8 protein-coding genes and 1 pseudogene are annotated in these 15,010 nt (G+C 74.4%); 5 read left to right on the forward strand and 4 right to left on the reverse strand.

What is annotated here, in order from left to right; all coding sequences use genetic code 11:
- Window positions 1-462: 462 nt before the first annotated feature.
- Window positions 463-1,014 carry a MarR family winged helix-turn-helix transcriptional regulator gene (locus BJP40_RS08850; RefSeq protein ID WP_071279932.1) on the reverse strand — a complete coding sequence of 184 codons (552 nt, stop codon included), beginning with the start codon at window positions 1,012-1,014 and terminating at the stop codon, window positions 463-465.
- Between the two features lie 143 nt (window positions 1,015-1,157).
- On the opposite strand from BJP40_RS08850, the gene BJP40_RS08855 reads away from it, so the two are divergent.
- Window positions 1,158-2,471 (forward strand): MFS transporter, encoded by a 1,314-nt coding sequence (locus BJP40_RS08855; protein ID WP_071279933.1) that lies wholly within the window; start codon window positions 1,158-1,160, stop codon window positions 2,469-2,471.
- A gap of 14 nt (window positions 2,472-2,485) precedes the next feature.
- On the opposite strand, the gene BJP40_RS08860 is transcribed toward BJP40_RS08855, so the two are convergent.
- Together BJP40_RS08860 and BJP40_RS08865 are read right to left on the reverse strand one after the other, a co-directional pair.
- Complete coding sequence (locus BJP40_RS08860; RefSeq protein ID WP_071279934.1) at window positions 2,486-4,267, reverse strand: SpoIIE family protein phosphatase; 1,782 nt, start codon at window positions 4,265-4,267, stop codon at window positions 2,486-2,488.
- Window positions 4,268-4,375: 108 nt separating this feature from the next.
- On the reverse strand, window positions 4,376-5,986 hold the full coding sequence (locus tag BJP40_RS08865; protein WP_079171034.1) for an NAD(P)/FAD-dependent oxidoreductase: 1,611 nt from the start codon (window positions 5,984-5,986) through the stop codon (window positions 4,376-4,378).
- A gap of 350 nt (window positions 5,987-6,336) precedes the next feature.
- Here BJP40_RS08865 and BJP40_RS08870 point away from each other — a divergent pair, with 350 nt between their 5' ends.
- From BJP40_RS08870 to BJP40_RS08880, 3 genes are all read left to right on the forward strand, one after another.
- A complete protein-coding gene (locus tag BJP40_RS08870; RefSeq protein WP_371258612.1) occupies window positions 6,337-7,257 on the forward strand; it encodes a TetR/AcrR family transcriptional regulator in 921 nt (306 codons plus the stop codon).
- Window positions 7,258-7,543: 286 nt separating this feature from the next.
- Window positions 7,544-9,643 carry a sigma-70 family RNA polymerase sigma factor gene (locus BJP40_RS08875; RefSeq protein WP_371258613.1) on the forward strand — a complete coding sequence of 700 codons (2,100 nt, stop codon included), beginning with the start codon at window positions 7,544-7,546 and terminating at the stop codon, window positions 9,641-9,643.
- 481 nt (window positions 9,644-10,124) lie between these two features.
- Entirely contained in the window at window positions 10,125-10,664 is a 540-nt protein-coding gene (locus BJP40_RS08880; protein ID WP_226962590.1) for a hypothetical protein, read from the forward strand.
- Between the two features lie 43 nt (window positions 10,665-10,707).
- On the opposite strand, the gene BJP40_RS31580 is transcribed toward BJP40_RS08880, so the two are convergent.
- A complete protein-coding gene (locus tag BJP40_RS31580; protein WP_226962589.1) occupies window positions 10,708-13,422 on the reverse strand; it encodes an asparagine synthase-related protein in 2,715 nt (904 codons plus the stop codon).
- Window positions 13,423-14,179: 757 nt separating this feature from the next.
- On the opposite strand from BJP40_RS31580, the pseudogene BJP40_RS35415 reads away from it, so the two are divergent.
- A pseudogene (locus BJP40_RS35415) lies at window positions 14,180-15,010 on the forward strand (sporulation associated protein); the annotation flags it as partial.

Consider the following 15,010-nt stretch of genomic DNA (forward strand, 5'->3'; position numbering starts at 1 on the left):
CTTCCTTCGTACTCACCCTCTCGGGCTTTCCTCCGGGCGCTTCCCTTCGGTGTTTCCAGCTTAGCAGATCCGTTTTCCGTTTCTGCCACCCGCTGGAGCGGGCTGCCGGGCTGTTCTCCGCTTTCGCGTTTCCCTTTCCGGCTGTTCCGACTCTATCAGATCCTTTCGGGCCTGATTCCCAGTCAGAGGGGTTTGCCTTCCGGGCTGTTGGGCCCTTCCGGCGGTTCAAACCTTAGCTGATTTCCGCGTCCGACTCATAATCGAGCCGCAGGGACGAATTCCGGCATGCCGAAATGCTTCCCGCCAGGGAGATCGTGCTGGGTTTGGTTGGCCGCTTTCGCGACAGAGGTGTTGTCTCGGGCCTGTCCGGCTCCGTGGCAACCCGAAGAACTTTACGGATCGACCGAGGACGTGTCAACCCCGATCGACCGGCTCCGCGGCGGACCGTCGGTCGAGGGCTGGTCAGTCGAGCCCGGTCAACCGACCGCCGGCGTCCGGCTGGGTGTCCTCCACGCGCCGCAGGAGCCGGATGAGCAGTTCGCCTAGCAGGGCGCGCTCGGTGGCCGTGAGGTCCTGGAGAAGCTCCTCTTCGAAGGCGGTCGCCATGCGCATGGCCTCCAGCCACTTGGCCCGGCCCTCGTCGGTGAGTTCCACGATCACGCGGACCCGGTTCGTCTCGTCGCGGTCGCGCGTGACCAGGCCTTCGCCCGCCATGCGGTCGATGCGGTGCGTCATCGCCGCGGGTGTCAGACCAAGGCGCTTGGCGAGCTCGCTCGGGCCCATGCGGTAGGGCGCACCGGCGAGCACCAGGGTCTTCAGGACCTCCCACTCGGGGTTGGTGATGCCGAGTTCGGCGACCTGGCGTCCGTACGCCACGTTCATGCGGCGGTTGAGCCGGCCCAGTGCCGACACCACCTTCTCGACCTGCGGGTCGAGGTCGCGGAACTCGCGCTGGTAGGCGGCGATCTGCTCATCGAGGGCGGGTTCGACGCTCGGGTCCTGTGGCTCGGGCATGCGGAGGAGTATTCCACGCCCTGGCTTGGCATCGAAGTCCTTCGGTGTGTAGAGTTAAGGTTCGAAATTTAGATGTGAAGTCTTCAGGGCTGAGCCCTACAGGTTCGAAGTGGGTGAGTGTGACCAAGGTGAAGGGCGCTGCGATGCGCCGGATCCAGGCGGGCAACGCGCTGAGCGCGTTCGGACTCGGGTTCACCGTGCCGTACCTCTACGTCTATGTGGCGCAGGTGCGAGATCTGGGGGCCACCGCGGCGGGTGCCGTACTGGCCGTCTTCGCCCTGGCGGCGCTGGCCGTGCTGCCCTTCACCGGCCGGGCCATCGACAGGCGGGGCCCCCTCCCTGTTCTTGTCGGCGCCGCACTCGTGGCCGCCGCGGGCGCCGCAGTCATGGGCGTGGCCGCCGGCGTGGTCGCGGTCGTCGCCGCGGCGGCACTGCTCGGGGCGGGCACGGCGGTACTGCAGCCCGCGCTCGCCACATTGATCGTCTGGTGCTCGCCGGCTGAGGGCCGGACGCGCGCCTTCGCCCTGCAGTTCTTCCTGCAGAACCTCGGCCTCGGCATCGGTGGGCTCATAGGCGGCCAGCTCGTCGACGAGGACCGCCCCGGCAGCTTCCTGCTGCTCTTCTCCATCGAGGGGGCGATGTTCCTGGTCCTGGCCGGGATCGCGGCCACCGTGCGGCTCCCCCGGACCCCGTCGCTGCCGTCCGCGGCCGACGCGCGGCCAGGCCAGGCCGCCGCACGGGCGACGGGCGGCATGTGGACGCTGCTCGGCCACCGCGCCATGATGCAGCTGTGCGTCCTCGGCTTCGTCCTGTTCTTCGCCTGCTACGGCCAGTTCGAGTCGGGTCTCGCCGCCTACGGCACGGAAGCCGCCGGCATCGAGCCGTCGACCCTCGGCATCGCCCTCGCCGCCAACACGGCCGTCATCGTCGCGGCCCAGTTCCTGGTGCTGCGGTTCGTGGAGCGGCGCCGCCGCACCCGGGTCGTCGCGGCCGTCGGCCTGCTGTGGGCCGTGGCGTGGCTGTTCGCCGGCTTCGCGGGACTCGGACACGGCAGCCAGGAGATGGCGACGGCCGCGTTCATCACGACGTACGGACTGTTCGGGCTGGGTGAAGCGATGCTGTCGCCCACCGTGGCGCCCCTGGTCGCCGACCTGGCACCGGAGGGCATGGTGGGTCAGTACAACTCGGCTTTCGCGCTGGTGAAGCAGTTGGCGCTGGCCCTCGGGCCGGCTGTCGGCGGCCCCATGGGGGCTGCGCTGCACGGTCCGTACGTGGTCACGTTCGTCGTCTTCTCGCTCGGCATCAGCGTCCTCGCGCTGCGGCTCGGGCGTGGCCTCACCCCGGCCCAGGACCACCCGTACGCCGTCGCCGCCCGTTCCCGGGTCGTCGCACAGCACCACCCGGCGCCCGCAGAGGGTCCCGCGCAGCCCGGCCAGGCGGTGGAGGCGGCCGTCTGACGGCCCCGCGTGACTCAGCCACCCGACCGGCCGGGCAGGGCGAACTCGCACCACACCGCCTTGCCGCCACCGGGAGTGCGGCGGCTCCCCCAGGACGAGGCGATCGTCGCGATGATCGAAATACCGCGGCCCGCCTCGTCCTCCGTCTCGGCCCGGCGGCGGCGCGGCAGGTGCTCGTCGCCGTCCGTCACCTCGATGATCAGCCGCCGGTCCGTGCGGCGCAGCCGCAGCCGCATCGGCGGTGTCCCGTGCTGCAAGGAGTTCGCGACCAGTTCGCTCGCCGCCAGCACTCCCAGGTCCCGCAGCTCCACCGGGAACCGCCAGCTCGACAGCACCCCGGAAGCGAAGGCGCGCGCACGGGGCGCCGCCTCCACACCACCAAGAAGGTCCAGCGCCGCGTTGTGGAACAGCTCCGCGTCCGGGCCCGTCCGCGAAGGATGCTGCAGCACCAGCACCGCCACGTCGTCGTCGTGCTCGGCCGTGACACCGAGGGACCGCAGCAACCGGTCGCAGACCACCTGCGGGGTGCCCGTGGCACCCGCCAGTGCCCGTTCCAGCGCCGCCACGCCCTCGTCGATGTCCTCCCTGCGCCGCTCCACCAGCCCGTCCGTGTACAGGACCGCCGTGGAGCCCGGAGGCAACGCGATCGTGCCGGACGTGTGCAGCCAGCCGCCGGTGCCCAGCGGCGGGCCGGTCGGGTCCTCGGCGCGCCGCACCGTACCGTCCTCGTCCCTCACCAGGATCGGCAGGTGCCCGGCCGACGCGTACACGAGGCGACCCTCGTTCGGATCGTGCACCGCGTACACGCAGGTCGCGATCTGGCTGGCGTCGATCTCCGCGGCCAGGCCGTCCAGCAACTGCAGCACCTCGTGCGGCGGCAGGTCCAGGCGCGCGTAGGCCCGTACCGCGGTGCGGAGCTGACCCATCACGGCTGCCGCACGCACCCCGCGGCCCATGACGTCGCCGATGACCAGCGCGGTCCGGCCGGCGCCCAACGTGATCACGTCGTACCAGTCGCCGCCGACCGCCGCGTCCGTACCGCCCGGCTGGTACGTCGCCGCCACCCTCAGGTCGTCGGGCTGCTCCAACTCCTGCGGCAGCAAGGACCGCTGCAGCGTCACCGCCGTCTCCCGGTGCCGGCGCTCGCTGGCCCGCAGGCGCTCCGCCGCGTCGGCGTGGTCGGTGACGTCCGCGGCGTGGACGAGGACGCCCCCGCCGCCGGCGCCCGGCACGTCCACCGGCAAGCACGTGACCGTGTACGAGCCGCCGCCACGCGTGCGGCGCGACTTGACCGTCCGCGGCTTGCCGCTGCGCAGCACCTGGTCCATCAGCGGCAGGAGTCCGAGGTCGGCCAGTTCCGGGCAGCAGTCCGCCACGGCGACACCCGCCGACCGGGGGCCGAAGGCCGCTCCGTACGCCTCGTTCACATACGCCAGGCGGTGGTCCCGGCCGTAGGTGAGGGCCACGAGTCCCGGCAGCCGCTCCAGGATCTCCCGCACCGAGAAGTCCTCCAGCGCCGGCGCCTGCGGCTCGGTGGCGTCCCCACCTCCCGGCGTCCTGCCGGACGCGGCCTCCGCTCCTCCTGCGTCCGCCGTGCCGCGCCCGCCCGCCCCGTCCTTCACACCACCCGGCGGGGAGCCGCACTCGGCGCGCGCCTCGTCCTGCCCGTACTCGCTGCGCGCGGCGGGCACCGAGCCTTCCCCCCGCTGTGCCGACGAGGCTGCTCGGACGGCCCTGCGCGCAGCGGCACGGCGCTGTGTACCGGGGAAGCGGGCGCTCCAACGCGTGAAGTTCACGGATCTCTAAGCCTCGTGGTGTCGTTGCCGTGCTGAGTCACTCTGTGCAGGTGTGGGCCCACCTATGGTCACACGTCCAGTGTGACCGAACACACTGACAAAGGGGCGTCAATCGGGTTCCGGGCCATCGTTCTTGGTGCTTCCGGTTCCTTCCGCGCCCCCGGCGTCCGCCGCCTCCCCCGTGCCGCCGGACTCTTTCCTTCCGCGCTGTCGCGTACCACCGGCAGCGCCCCCGGCGCCGCTTCCGCCGGCGGAGTCGCCGGTCGTGGATGGGCGCCCGGCCTCAGGGGAGTCGTGTGCCCCGGGCGAGGAGTCGGCTGTGACATCCAGGTCGGGCGGCGGTGGAGGAGGACCAGCCGCCGACGCGAACTCGGCGCGGGGGTGCTCCAGCGAGCCGAGCGAGACGATCTCCCGTTTGAACAGGCCGGCCAGCGTCCACTCCGCCATGACCCGCGCCTTCCGGTTGAACGTCGGGACACGGCTCAGGTGGTACGTGCGGTGCATGAACCACGCGGCGTAGCCCTTGAGCTTGCGCCCGTAGACGTGCGCGACCCCCTTGTGGAGCCCCAGCGAGGCCACCGACCCCACGTACTTGTGCGCGTACTCCTTCCGCGGCCCGCCGCGCAGCGACGCCACGAGGTTCTCCGCGAGCACCCGCGCCTGCCGCAGCGCGTGCTGCGCGTTGGGCGCGCATTCCTTGCCCCGCTCCGCCGCGGTCACGTCGGGCACGGCCGCCGCGTCGCCCGCCGCCCACGCGTGCTCCACGCCCTCCACGGACAGCATGGCGGTGCAGCGGACCCGGCCGCGCTCGTTCAGCGGCAGGTCCGTCGCCGCCACCACCGGCGCCGGCTTCACCCCCGCCGTCCACACGACCGTGCGCGTAGGGAAGCGGCTGCCGTCGCTCAGCACCGCCACCCGGTCCACGCACGACTCCAGCCGGGTCTCCAACCGCACGTCGATGTTCCGCGCCCGCAGCTCACGCACCGTGTACCGGCCCATCTGCTCCCCCACCTCGGGGAGGATCCGGTCGCTCGCCTCCACGAGCACCCACTTCAGGTCCTCGGGCTTGATGTTCCGGTAGTACCGCGCCGTGTAGCGCGCCATGTCCTCAAGCTCGCCGAGCGCCTCCACCCCGGCGTAGCCACCCCCGACGAACACGAACGTCAGCGCGGCGTCCCGGATGGCCGGATCGCGGGTCGACGACGCGATGTCCATCTGCTCGATGACGTGGTTGCGCAGGCCGATGGCCTCCTCGACGGTCTTGAAGCCGATGCCGTGGTCCGCGAGGCCCGGCACGGGCAGGGTCCGCGACACCGACCCCGGCGCGAAGACCAGCTCGTCGTAGGTCATCTCCACCGGCCCCGCCGACTCCTCGTCCGTGGCGAGCGTGGCCACGGTCGCGGACCGCTTGGCGTGGTGGACCGCCGTGACCTCCCCGATCACGATCGTGCACGCGTCCAGCACCCGCCTCAGCGGCACCACGACGTGCCGCGGCGAGATGTTCCCCGCAGCCGCCTCCGGCAGGAAGGGCTGGTACGTCATGTACGGATCTCGCGTGACGACGACGATCTCCGCCACACCCCGCCTCAGCTCGGCCTTCAGCAGCCGCTGGAGGTGCAGGGCGGTGTACATCCCGACGTAGCCGCCGCCGACGACGAGAATGCGCGCACGAGTGGGGGACGCGTCAGTCGCTCCCCGCGAGTTTGCAGCCGTCACCATCCCATGACGCAACGGGCGCCGGGGTTTGTCCACAGGCCCGACGAATTGTGTGACCGGCCGGGCGGGGAGGCGCAGGGTGGCGTTTAACCCCCGGCAAGCAACATAACCGCAGGTCAAAGAGGGTTCTAGAGGCGCCGGAACGGTCCGGAATAGGGAGCCTTCCGGGCCTTGCTCCGATCGGGGGGCGCACCGGACGGAACAGCCCCTTCTGAATTGACCCCGTCTCAACTATGTTCGTATCCCGTCGGGGTTCCGGAAGCCGTGCGTACGACCACAGCACGGCCCGACCGGAGCACGGCAGTCAGGGCGGGGAGTCTCCGGGGGGAGACGTCAGTTACCGGGGGATGGCAATGCATATGCAGGATTCGCATGGGCAGGCGCGTACGGCGATGACGCACGTCGCACCGGCCATGAGCAGCGGAAACACCCAGCGCGGCATCGGCACGCCCGGCGCGGGCACGACAGCTGCACCAGGCGTACGGAGCACGGCACGCGCCATGATGCCGACGGGCGCCACCGGCGCGGTCGGCACAGCGAACACGGCGGTCACCGGCGACACGCAGCGGCCCGCGCCGCTCCGCGTGGACGCCCAACGCAACCTCGAACACGTGCTGCGAGCCGCCCGCGAAGTGTTCGGCGAGCTGGGCTACGGAGCCCCCATGGAGGACGTGGCCCGCCGCGCCCGCGTGGGCGTCGGCACCGTCTACCGGCGCTTTCCCAGCAAGGACGTGCTGGTCCGGCGCATAGCCGAGGAGGAGACGGCCCGGCTCACCGAGCAGGCCCGCACAGCGCTGGGTCAGGAGGACGAACCCTGGTCGGCGCTCGCCCGGTTCCTGAGGACCTCCGTCGCCTCGGGCGCGGGCCGGCTGCTGCCCCCGCAGGTCCTGCGGGTGGGTGTCGACGTCGTGGACGCCCACGAGACCGCGGAGACCCGGCACGGTCAGCCCGCGGACCCGGCCCGTGTCCCGCAGCAGCGGCACTCCTTCACGGACGGCGCCCAGGAGCCGGCGGACCTCCGGGTCGTCGCACCCCGCCCCGTACCGGCAGCCGGGCTGGAGCACGCCGGAGCGGCGGACCTCCTCGACGTCGTGGGCCAACTCGTCCGCCGTGCACGCGAGGCGGGCCAGCTCCGGCGGGACGTGACGGTCGGCGACGTGCTGCTGGTCATAGCCACGGCGGCGCCGTCCCTGCCGGACGCGGCCCAGCAGAGCGCCGCGGCAGCGCGGCTCCTCGACATCATGCTGGAGGGCCTCAGGTCCCGCCCCGCCTGACGGAGACGCTGCTCGGCCCGCGGGTCGACCCGGCCAGGCCTGACCCGTCGCGGCCGGCGGCGGGCTTCCGCAGCAGTCGGGCTCGGCGGCGGGCTCCTTCCGGCAGCGCCGCCGCCCGGATTCCCCCGGCGACGACGCCCGACGGTAGGAACGGGCGCGATCAGGGCTTTCGTTCGGAAGGCATCCCGGAGGAGTGGTTGCCGCCCGCACGGCGTCAGCCCGGCCATTTCCTTGTGGCACGCTTGCTTGGTGTTCCGGTCTGAGCAGTGGTACGGGGGCGGTCGCGGTGAGCGGTGAAGGTCGCGGCGAGCAAGTGCCCGGCCAGGGCCGCCCCGCAGGCGCCCGGCAGGCGACGCCCACGGAAGGCCCCAGCGTCCCCTCCCAACGGGGCCGGGGCCGCCACCGAGGGGACCCGGCCCCCGGCTCCCGCGGAAAGGAACCGAACGACTCCCTGCTGCCGCCGCCCGTGGAGCTGCCGCCGTCCGACTCCGAGCTGGTGCAGCGGATGCGCGGCGGCGACGACACCGCGTACGAAGAGCTGTTCCGCAGGCACGCTCCGGCCGTACGGCGATACGCACGGACCTGCTGCCGTGACCGGCACACCGCGGACGACCTGACGGCCGAGGTATTCGCCCGGACCCTCCAGGCGGTGCGCAGGGGCGCCGGTCCCGACCAGGCGGTCCGGGCGTACCTGCTCACCGCGGTCCGGCACGTCGCCGCCGCCTGGACCAGGACCGCCAAGCGGGAGCAACTAGTCGAGGACTTCGCGGTGTTCGCGGCTCAGGCGGCCGGGACGTCCGAGCTGGCGGACACCGACACGATCGAACTGGCCGCCGACGTACGGGCCATGCACGAGGCCGAGCAGTCCCTGGCGCTGCAGGCGTTCCGGTCGCTGCCGGAGCGGTGGCAGGCCGTGCTGTGGCACACGACAGTGGAGGAGGAGTCACCGAGCCAGATCGCACCGCTCTTCGGGCTGACCGCCAACGCGACGGCGGTCCTGGCCAGCCGGGCACGTGAAGGGCTCAAGCAGGCGTATCTGCAAGCGCATGTGAGCCAGTCCCTCACCGCGGGAGGAGACTGCGCCCGGTACGCCGACCGGTTGGGCGCCTACGCCCGGGGCGGGCTGCGCATGCGGGCCGAGCGGGGCCTGCGCAAGCACCTGGAGGAGTGCGGCAGGTGTCGGCTGGCCGCCGGGGAGCTCGCGCAGGTCAACGCCGGGATCCCCGCGCTGCTGCCGGTCGCGGTCATCGGCTGGTTCGCCGCCGGGTTCTCGCTCAAGGCGGCGGGCGTCCTCACCGGCGGCGTGGCCGGGGCTGCCGGGGCCGGAGCCGCCGCAGCCGCCACCGGCGGGGCGGCGACCAGCGGGACGGGCGCAGTGGCAGGTGCCGGCGCGGGTGCCGCTGTGGGCGCGGGCGCGGCAGCGTCCGGAGCCGGCGCGGGAGCCGGCGCCGGGGGCGCAGCCGGAGCAGGGGGCGGGGCCGGGGTGGCGGCGGGGGCGGGCGGGGGTGGGGGGGCCGCCGGGGGAGCTGTAGCAGAAGGCCTGGGCGCCCCCGCCAAAGCCGGGGTAGCCGCAGCGGTGGCGGTGGCCGCCACGGCGGGCCTCGTGTGGGCGTTGTCGGGCTCGCCCGAGCCCGCGCCGGGGCCGGAGCGGCGTCCGCCCGCCGCACAACCCCTCGTCCCTTTGCCCGCCCCTCCGACGCCGACGCCCACCCCGACGCCGACACCGCCGCCCGGCCCGCCGCCGTCGGCGGTGCGCAGCCAGGCCCCGTCGGCTCCGGCACCCACGCGGCCCGCACCGGCCCCGGAGCCGACGCCCACCCCGGCGTCTCCGACGGCCGCGGTCGCCGTGCCTTCTCCTGTGGTGCCGTCCCCGTCCCCGACGGTCGAGCCGAGCCCGACCCGTGCCTCGGCCACGCCCAGCCCGGAACCGACGCCACCGCCTGCCGTGTACCAGGTGAACCGTCTCCCCTACGACCTGTTCGGGGACGGGACGGGGCCTGAGTTGCGGATGGGCGGGTCGAGCTGGCTGTGGCAGCGGTACGAGATGACGATCGGCGGGAAGCGGTACGGCCCCGGCATCACCGTGCACCCTCGGTCGTCGGTGATCGTCGACCTCAACCGGGAGTGCTCGGCCTACGAGGCGTTCGTCGGGATTGACGACATGTCGCTCGGACTGGGTTCGGCACGGTTCTCGGTGTACGGGGAGGACGGGAAGCGGCTGTGGCGATCGCCTGTGGTCGAGGGCGGCGATCCGGCGGTTCCGGTACGGGTCGGCATCACGGGCCGCACGTCGCTGCGGCTCGTCGTGGAACCCGCCCGGCCGTTCGGTGCGGTGGCGCTCGCGAACTGGGCGGAGGCCCGGATCGGTTGCGCCGCGGAGGGGTAGAAGGGGCGGCCCTCCGATGAGGGGCCCCGCGGCCCCTGCGGCTTGACGGCACCGGCACCTGCACGGCCCCTGCTGCTCCACGATCCCGGCGGCTGCGCTGCCCCTGCGGCTGCGCGGCTGTCGCGGCAGATTGGCGGCCCGGCAGCTTCACAGGCCCCACCGGCCTGCGGCCCCGGCAGCTTCACAGGCTCTGCGGCTTCGGCTCGGCGGACGCGCAGGCCCCCCACCCCGTGCGCCCGCCCGGGCCCGCGGCCTGGGCGGGGAGGGAGGCGGAGGTGTGTGCCGCCGCACCTCCGGCCGGCTCCGGGCGAGAAGCCACGCGGTACCGGTCCACCGGGGTGTCCTGCCAGGTGACAGGAAGGAGGTGGAACAGTTGTTCCTACGTGGTCTGCGCGGCTGCGGGGACGCCGTGTGCCCGGGCCCGCACCCGCCGGCGTACTGACCGGACGCCGGCGGTACCGCTGTGAGCAAGGGGAGCGCTGTGGAGCACGGAGTGGGGGCGTCGGCGGTGGTCAGCGTCTCGACGCGGGACGAACTGTTCGGAGAGGTCCGTGTCACGCTCGACGCGGCGCACGGGCTGGTGACCGTCGACGGGGACGGGCTGCCCCTGGTCGTCGTGCGCCGGGCCGCGGGCACCGGCGACGTGGACGAGCAGGTGCCGGTCGGCACGCGGGACGGCAGGCGCCTGGCGCTGGCCGTCGACGGCGGAGCCGTGCCGGTCTCGCCCGGCAGGGGGCGGCTCACCCGGCGTTCGTTCCGTGTGGACGTCGCCCATGCCGGTGTCCGCTACCGGTTGGTGCCGGACTCGCTGACCGGCAGCCGGCTGCTGCGGGGGTCGGAGCGCGTCGGGGAGCTGTCGTCGGACGGTGACGGGGTCGTCGTCGCGCGGTGGGTGACCGGCGCCGGGGTGCGGCCGGTGGAGGCGGCCCTCGGGTACGGGCTGGCCGCGGCGTTCGGGACCGGGGCGCTGCCGATGTGGATGCTGCTCCTCGACGCGCTCGGGGACCTGGTTCCCGGCTGAGGCGGTGCCGCCGTGTGGTGCGGTGCCCCGGCGGAGGGGTGGGTCAGGCCCGGATGCCGGGGCGGTGCGGGCGGTGCGGGATGCCGGTGGCGGCGGCGCGCCGCCGTGCCGCACCGGTGCCCGTCCAACAGGTGCCGCGCCGGGCGAGCAGGCGGCGCAGCCATAGCTCGGTGGAGATCAGGTCGGCGAGGCCGTCGAGGGCGTCGGCCGCGGCGGTGTCTCGGGCGGCGGTGTCCCTGAGGGCCTGCCGGACGACCCGGGCCTCGATGAGTCCCGCGTCCGCCAGGAGGGGTGCGTCGAACAGGGCGAGGAGGTGCGGCAGCGCGGCGCGCAGGCCGGTGTGCGCTGCGGCGGCCGAGGGGGCGTGCGAGGTGGCGCCCCAACCGGGCGGGAGGTGGTGGATGCCGCTGCCGGCGAGGACGGCCCGCAGGATGTCGGCGCGCGCGCCGGGGCGTACGCGGAGGGATTCGGGGAGGTCGCGGCAGGCGCGTACGACCTGGTTGTCGAGGAAGGGCGCGTGGAGGCGCTGGCTGCGGATCTCGGCGGCCTGTTCGAGGACGCGGTGGTCGGCGGCGTGCCGGGTGAGGGCGGCGCGGGCGCGGGCCTCGCCGGGCCGGTGGACGGGGGTGAGGCGGCCGGCTGCCTGGTGGAGGCGGGCGGCGACGTCGGCGAGGGCCTCGCCGGTGAGCCAGCGGGCGGCGGGGCCGGGCCGGGCCCAGGTGAGGGCGGCGAGGGAGGCGTCGACGGGGCCGTGGTGGGCGGTGGCCGGGTGGCGGGTGCCGTTCGCGGTGGTGCCGGCTGTGGGGTCGTCGGGGCCGCCTGGCGGGCCGGCCGCGCCGCGGGGGCCGTCGGCGAGCCGGGCGGCGGCGGCTTCCAGGCCGGTGCGGTAGGGGGTGCGTGCGAGTCTGCGGGCGGCCCGGTACACGGTGAGGGGGACGAGCAGGGAACCGGCGGACGGGCCCGACGCCTTGGCGAGGGCGGTGACCGGGCGCAGCAGGTGGCGGCGTCTGCGGTCCATGAGGAGGTCGGCGAGGCGGGCGGGGTGGGCGTCGAGGACCTGGCGGGCGCCGTGGCCCGTGAGGTGGTCGGCGCTGCCCGCGGCGAGGCGGAGGCGGTGGCGGGCGGCGGCGACGAGGGCGGGGCCCGGTTCGTCGGTGAGGGGGATGTCGAGGTCGGCGTACGGGAGGGCTTCTTCGCCGGCGGCGACGACGACGTGGTGGAGGCGGGGGTTCTCGGCGAGGGCGCGGGCACGTTCGAGTTCGGCGGTGCGGGCGGGGTCGTGGCCGTTGGCGGTGAGGTCGTTGAAGGTGACGGCGAGGAGTCGTTCGCCGGCTTCCGCGGTGGGCCTGGTGCTGGTGGGGCCGCGGGTGTGGGAGGTGGCGCCCCGGGTCGTGTGAGTGGTGGTGCCCTGGGGGTCTCGGTAGTGGGGTGTTGCTGGTGCGCTCGGTGCTGCGTGGCCGTGCGGGTTGCCGAAGGCATCGAAGGTGTCAAAGCCGTCGGAGGTGTTGAAGGTGCCGGGGATGATGCCGGGTACGCCGGGCAGGCCCGCGGCGAGGAGGGCCAGGGTGCTGGAGGCGCTGCCTCCGGACAGGTCGGCGCCGATGCCGGGCAGGGGCGTGGGGGTTCCGCGGGCGGCGCGGCGGTCGGCGGGGCCCATGCCGGGGACCGGGCCGGGGTCGGGCGGTGGGGCGGCGGGGGCGTGCCGGGGGGCGGTGAGGCGGGCGCGCACGGCTTCGACGAGGGCGTCCCGTACGGCTTCGACGGCCTGGTCCGGGTCGCGTTCGGGTGCGGCGACGGCGAGGGAGGCGACGGCTTCGTAGCCGGTGATCGCGCGGGACCCCTCGCGCAGGACGAGGGCGTGGCCGGGCGGGATGCGTCTGACTCCGGTGTACGGGGTGGAGTCGCCGAGCGCCTCGGGGGTCTCGGGGCAGGCCAGCAGGGCGGCGAGGTGGCCGATGTCGAGTTGGGCTTCGGTGAGGTCGGCGAGGGGCAGGGCCGCGGTGGCGTACGCGGTGCCGCCGGCCCAGGGGGTGTGGAAGACGGGGCGGGCGCCCGCGAGGTCGGCGGTGACGGTGATGCGGCGGCCGTTCATGACGACGGCGGTGTAACTGCCGGGCCAGGCGGTGAGGTGGCGGATGGCGCCGCCGCGGGCGGCGAGGAGGCCCGCCTTGAGTGCGTCGTCGTCGGCTGCGCAGCAGCCGAGGACGGCGAGGCGCACGTCGGGGGCGAGGGTGACGACGCGGATCTCGTCGGGGCGCCAGTCGCCGACGGCCCACAGGGGGTCGGGGCCGTCCCAGAGGAGTTGGCCGCCGACGGGTTGGAGGGCGGGGCCGTCGTGGGAGGGTGCGTCGTCGGGCGGGCCGGCGGTGCCGCCGGGGTGGGGTGCGTCGGCGCCGTCGCGGCCTGGGCGTCGTCCCGTGCCGTTCGGGTGGGTGTCGTGGGTGGCGTCGCGGTACGGGGAGCTGCCGGGCCATGTGTCGTGTGCGGCGGTGCCGTGGGTGGGCGTGCCGCTGCGGCGGGCCCTGTGGGTGGTGGCGTAGCGCCCCGCGGCGTGGGGGCCCTCGGGATGGGGTTCCGACGCGTACGAGTCGGCGCCGTAGGGTCCCGGGTCGGAGGAGCCGGGGCCGTGAGATCCGGGAGTGGAGGAGGAGCCGCCGGCGTGAGGGCCGCTGCGGTAAGGGTCGGCGGTGGTGGCCGTGGTGGGTGGGGTCGTGCCGAAGCGCGCGGCGGTACTGCTCCATCCCACCAGCCAGCGCATCGTCCGCCTCCACAGCCTGTGGACATCTCCCGCCGCGTCAGGCCCACCCGCCACAGCAGGGGCCGAGCGTTCCGATGAGGACATGCTGCCACGACAAGGGGCGCACAGGAGGTCCTCCGGGAGGCGCGTACGCAAAGGGGAAAAGGCCCCCGGCAATTGGCCATGTGCAGGCGGCCGGGGTAGGGGGAGTCGCTGGGGCGCGGCAGGGCGGTGTGCGGCGCGGAGGGGCGCACCGGGGCCGGGATGCCGGATGGATCATGAATTGAGGCAAGCGCCCCTCACGGTGGCAGCCGTTCGACCCGTCGAACGATGGGCATGATTCGGCCAATCTCCGTGCCCGCACCACCGCACGTCTGCCGTCGAGCGGTGTGCTCACCAATGCTCACGAGCACACAGCTGTATGCGTGCGCTCGGTCCGGGAGACGCTGCTCGCCTCCCGGACCGTCCGTCGCCTGCGGGGAATGAGGCGACGGTGTCCCCCAGCCCGCTGGTCCCTGCTCAGCGGGCCGACCCACGCAGCACCATGGAAGCCCTGCCCCCAGGAGGCGGGCCAGAGCGCACGGACGGGCGCACGGCCACACGCCGGGAGCACGGTCCCCGGCGGCGGGCGCACGCCAACTTCCCTTACGCACAACAATCCCGCCATACGGAACACCGCCCCTTAACGGTAGGGATGCGGCGAACTACGCTGGGTTTACGAATGCCGCGCGCCTATGCCGGGCGGCACGGCGGCCGTCTGGGTGTCGAGGGGTGGCGCATGTCCAGGGAGCTACGCGGACCGAACGAGAAGCTCGGCACCGTTCTCGCCCTCGCCGGGATCAGCAATGCCGGGCTGGCCCGGCGGGTCAACGACCTCGGCGCGCAGCGCGGACTGACCCTGCGCTACGACAAGACGTCGGTGGCCCGCTGGGTGTCGAAGGGCATGATCCCGCAGGGCGCCGCACCGCACCTGATCGCCGCCGCCATCGGCCAGAAGCTCGGCAGGCCCGTTCCGCTGCACGAGATCGGCCTCGCGGACGCCGACCCGGCGCCCGAGGTCGGCCTGGCCTTCCCCCGGGACGTCGGCGAGGCCGTGAAGGCCGCGACGGAGCTGTACCGGCTGGACTTCGCGGGCCGGCGCGGCGGGGGCGGCATCTGGCAGTCCCTGGCGGGGTCGTTCGCCGTCAGTGCCTACGCCACGCCCGCGTCCCGCTGGCTGATCACGCCCGCCGACCCGTCGGTGGAGCGCCCCGCACCGCGTCCCCAGGGCGGGCCGGGGAGCGCGCCGGGTGCAGCGGGCGCACCGCACGGTGCCGTCGCGGGCGGCGGATCCGGTACGCCGGGCGGAGGCCCGGGAGACGGCTCGGGTGAGGCGTCGGGCGGAGGCCCCACCGGGGCAGGGGCGGAACCGGCGGGCACCACGGGCGGCACACCGGGCGCCAGGAGGCCCGCGGGGCGGCCCGGTTCTGCCCGGCGCGGCGCCGCGCCCACCTCCGCGCACCCGACCGCGCACGTCACGCCCGGCCCGGGCGGGCCCCCTCCTGCTGGAGGGCCGGCCTCCGCCTCCGGCCCGGGGGCGCGCAGAGCGGGCAGAGCGGTCACGGCACCG

The sequence above is a fragment of the Streptomyces sp. CC53 genome, assembly GCF_001865245.1.
Classification (GTDB): domain Bacteria; phylum Actinomycetota; class Actinomycetes; order Streptomycetales; family Streptomycetaceae; genus Streptomyces.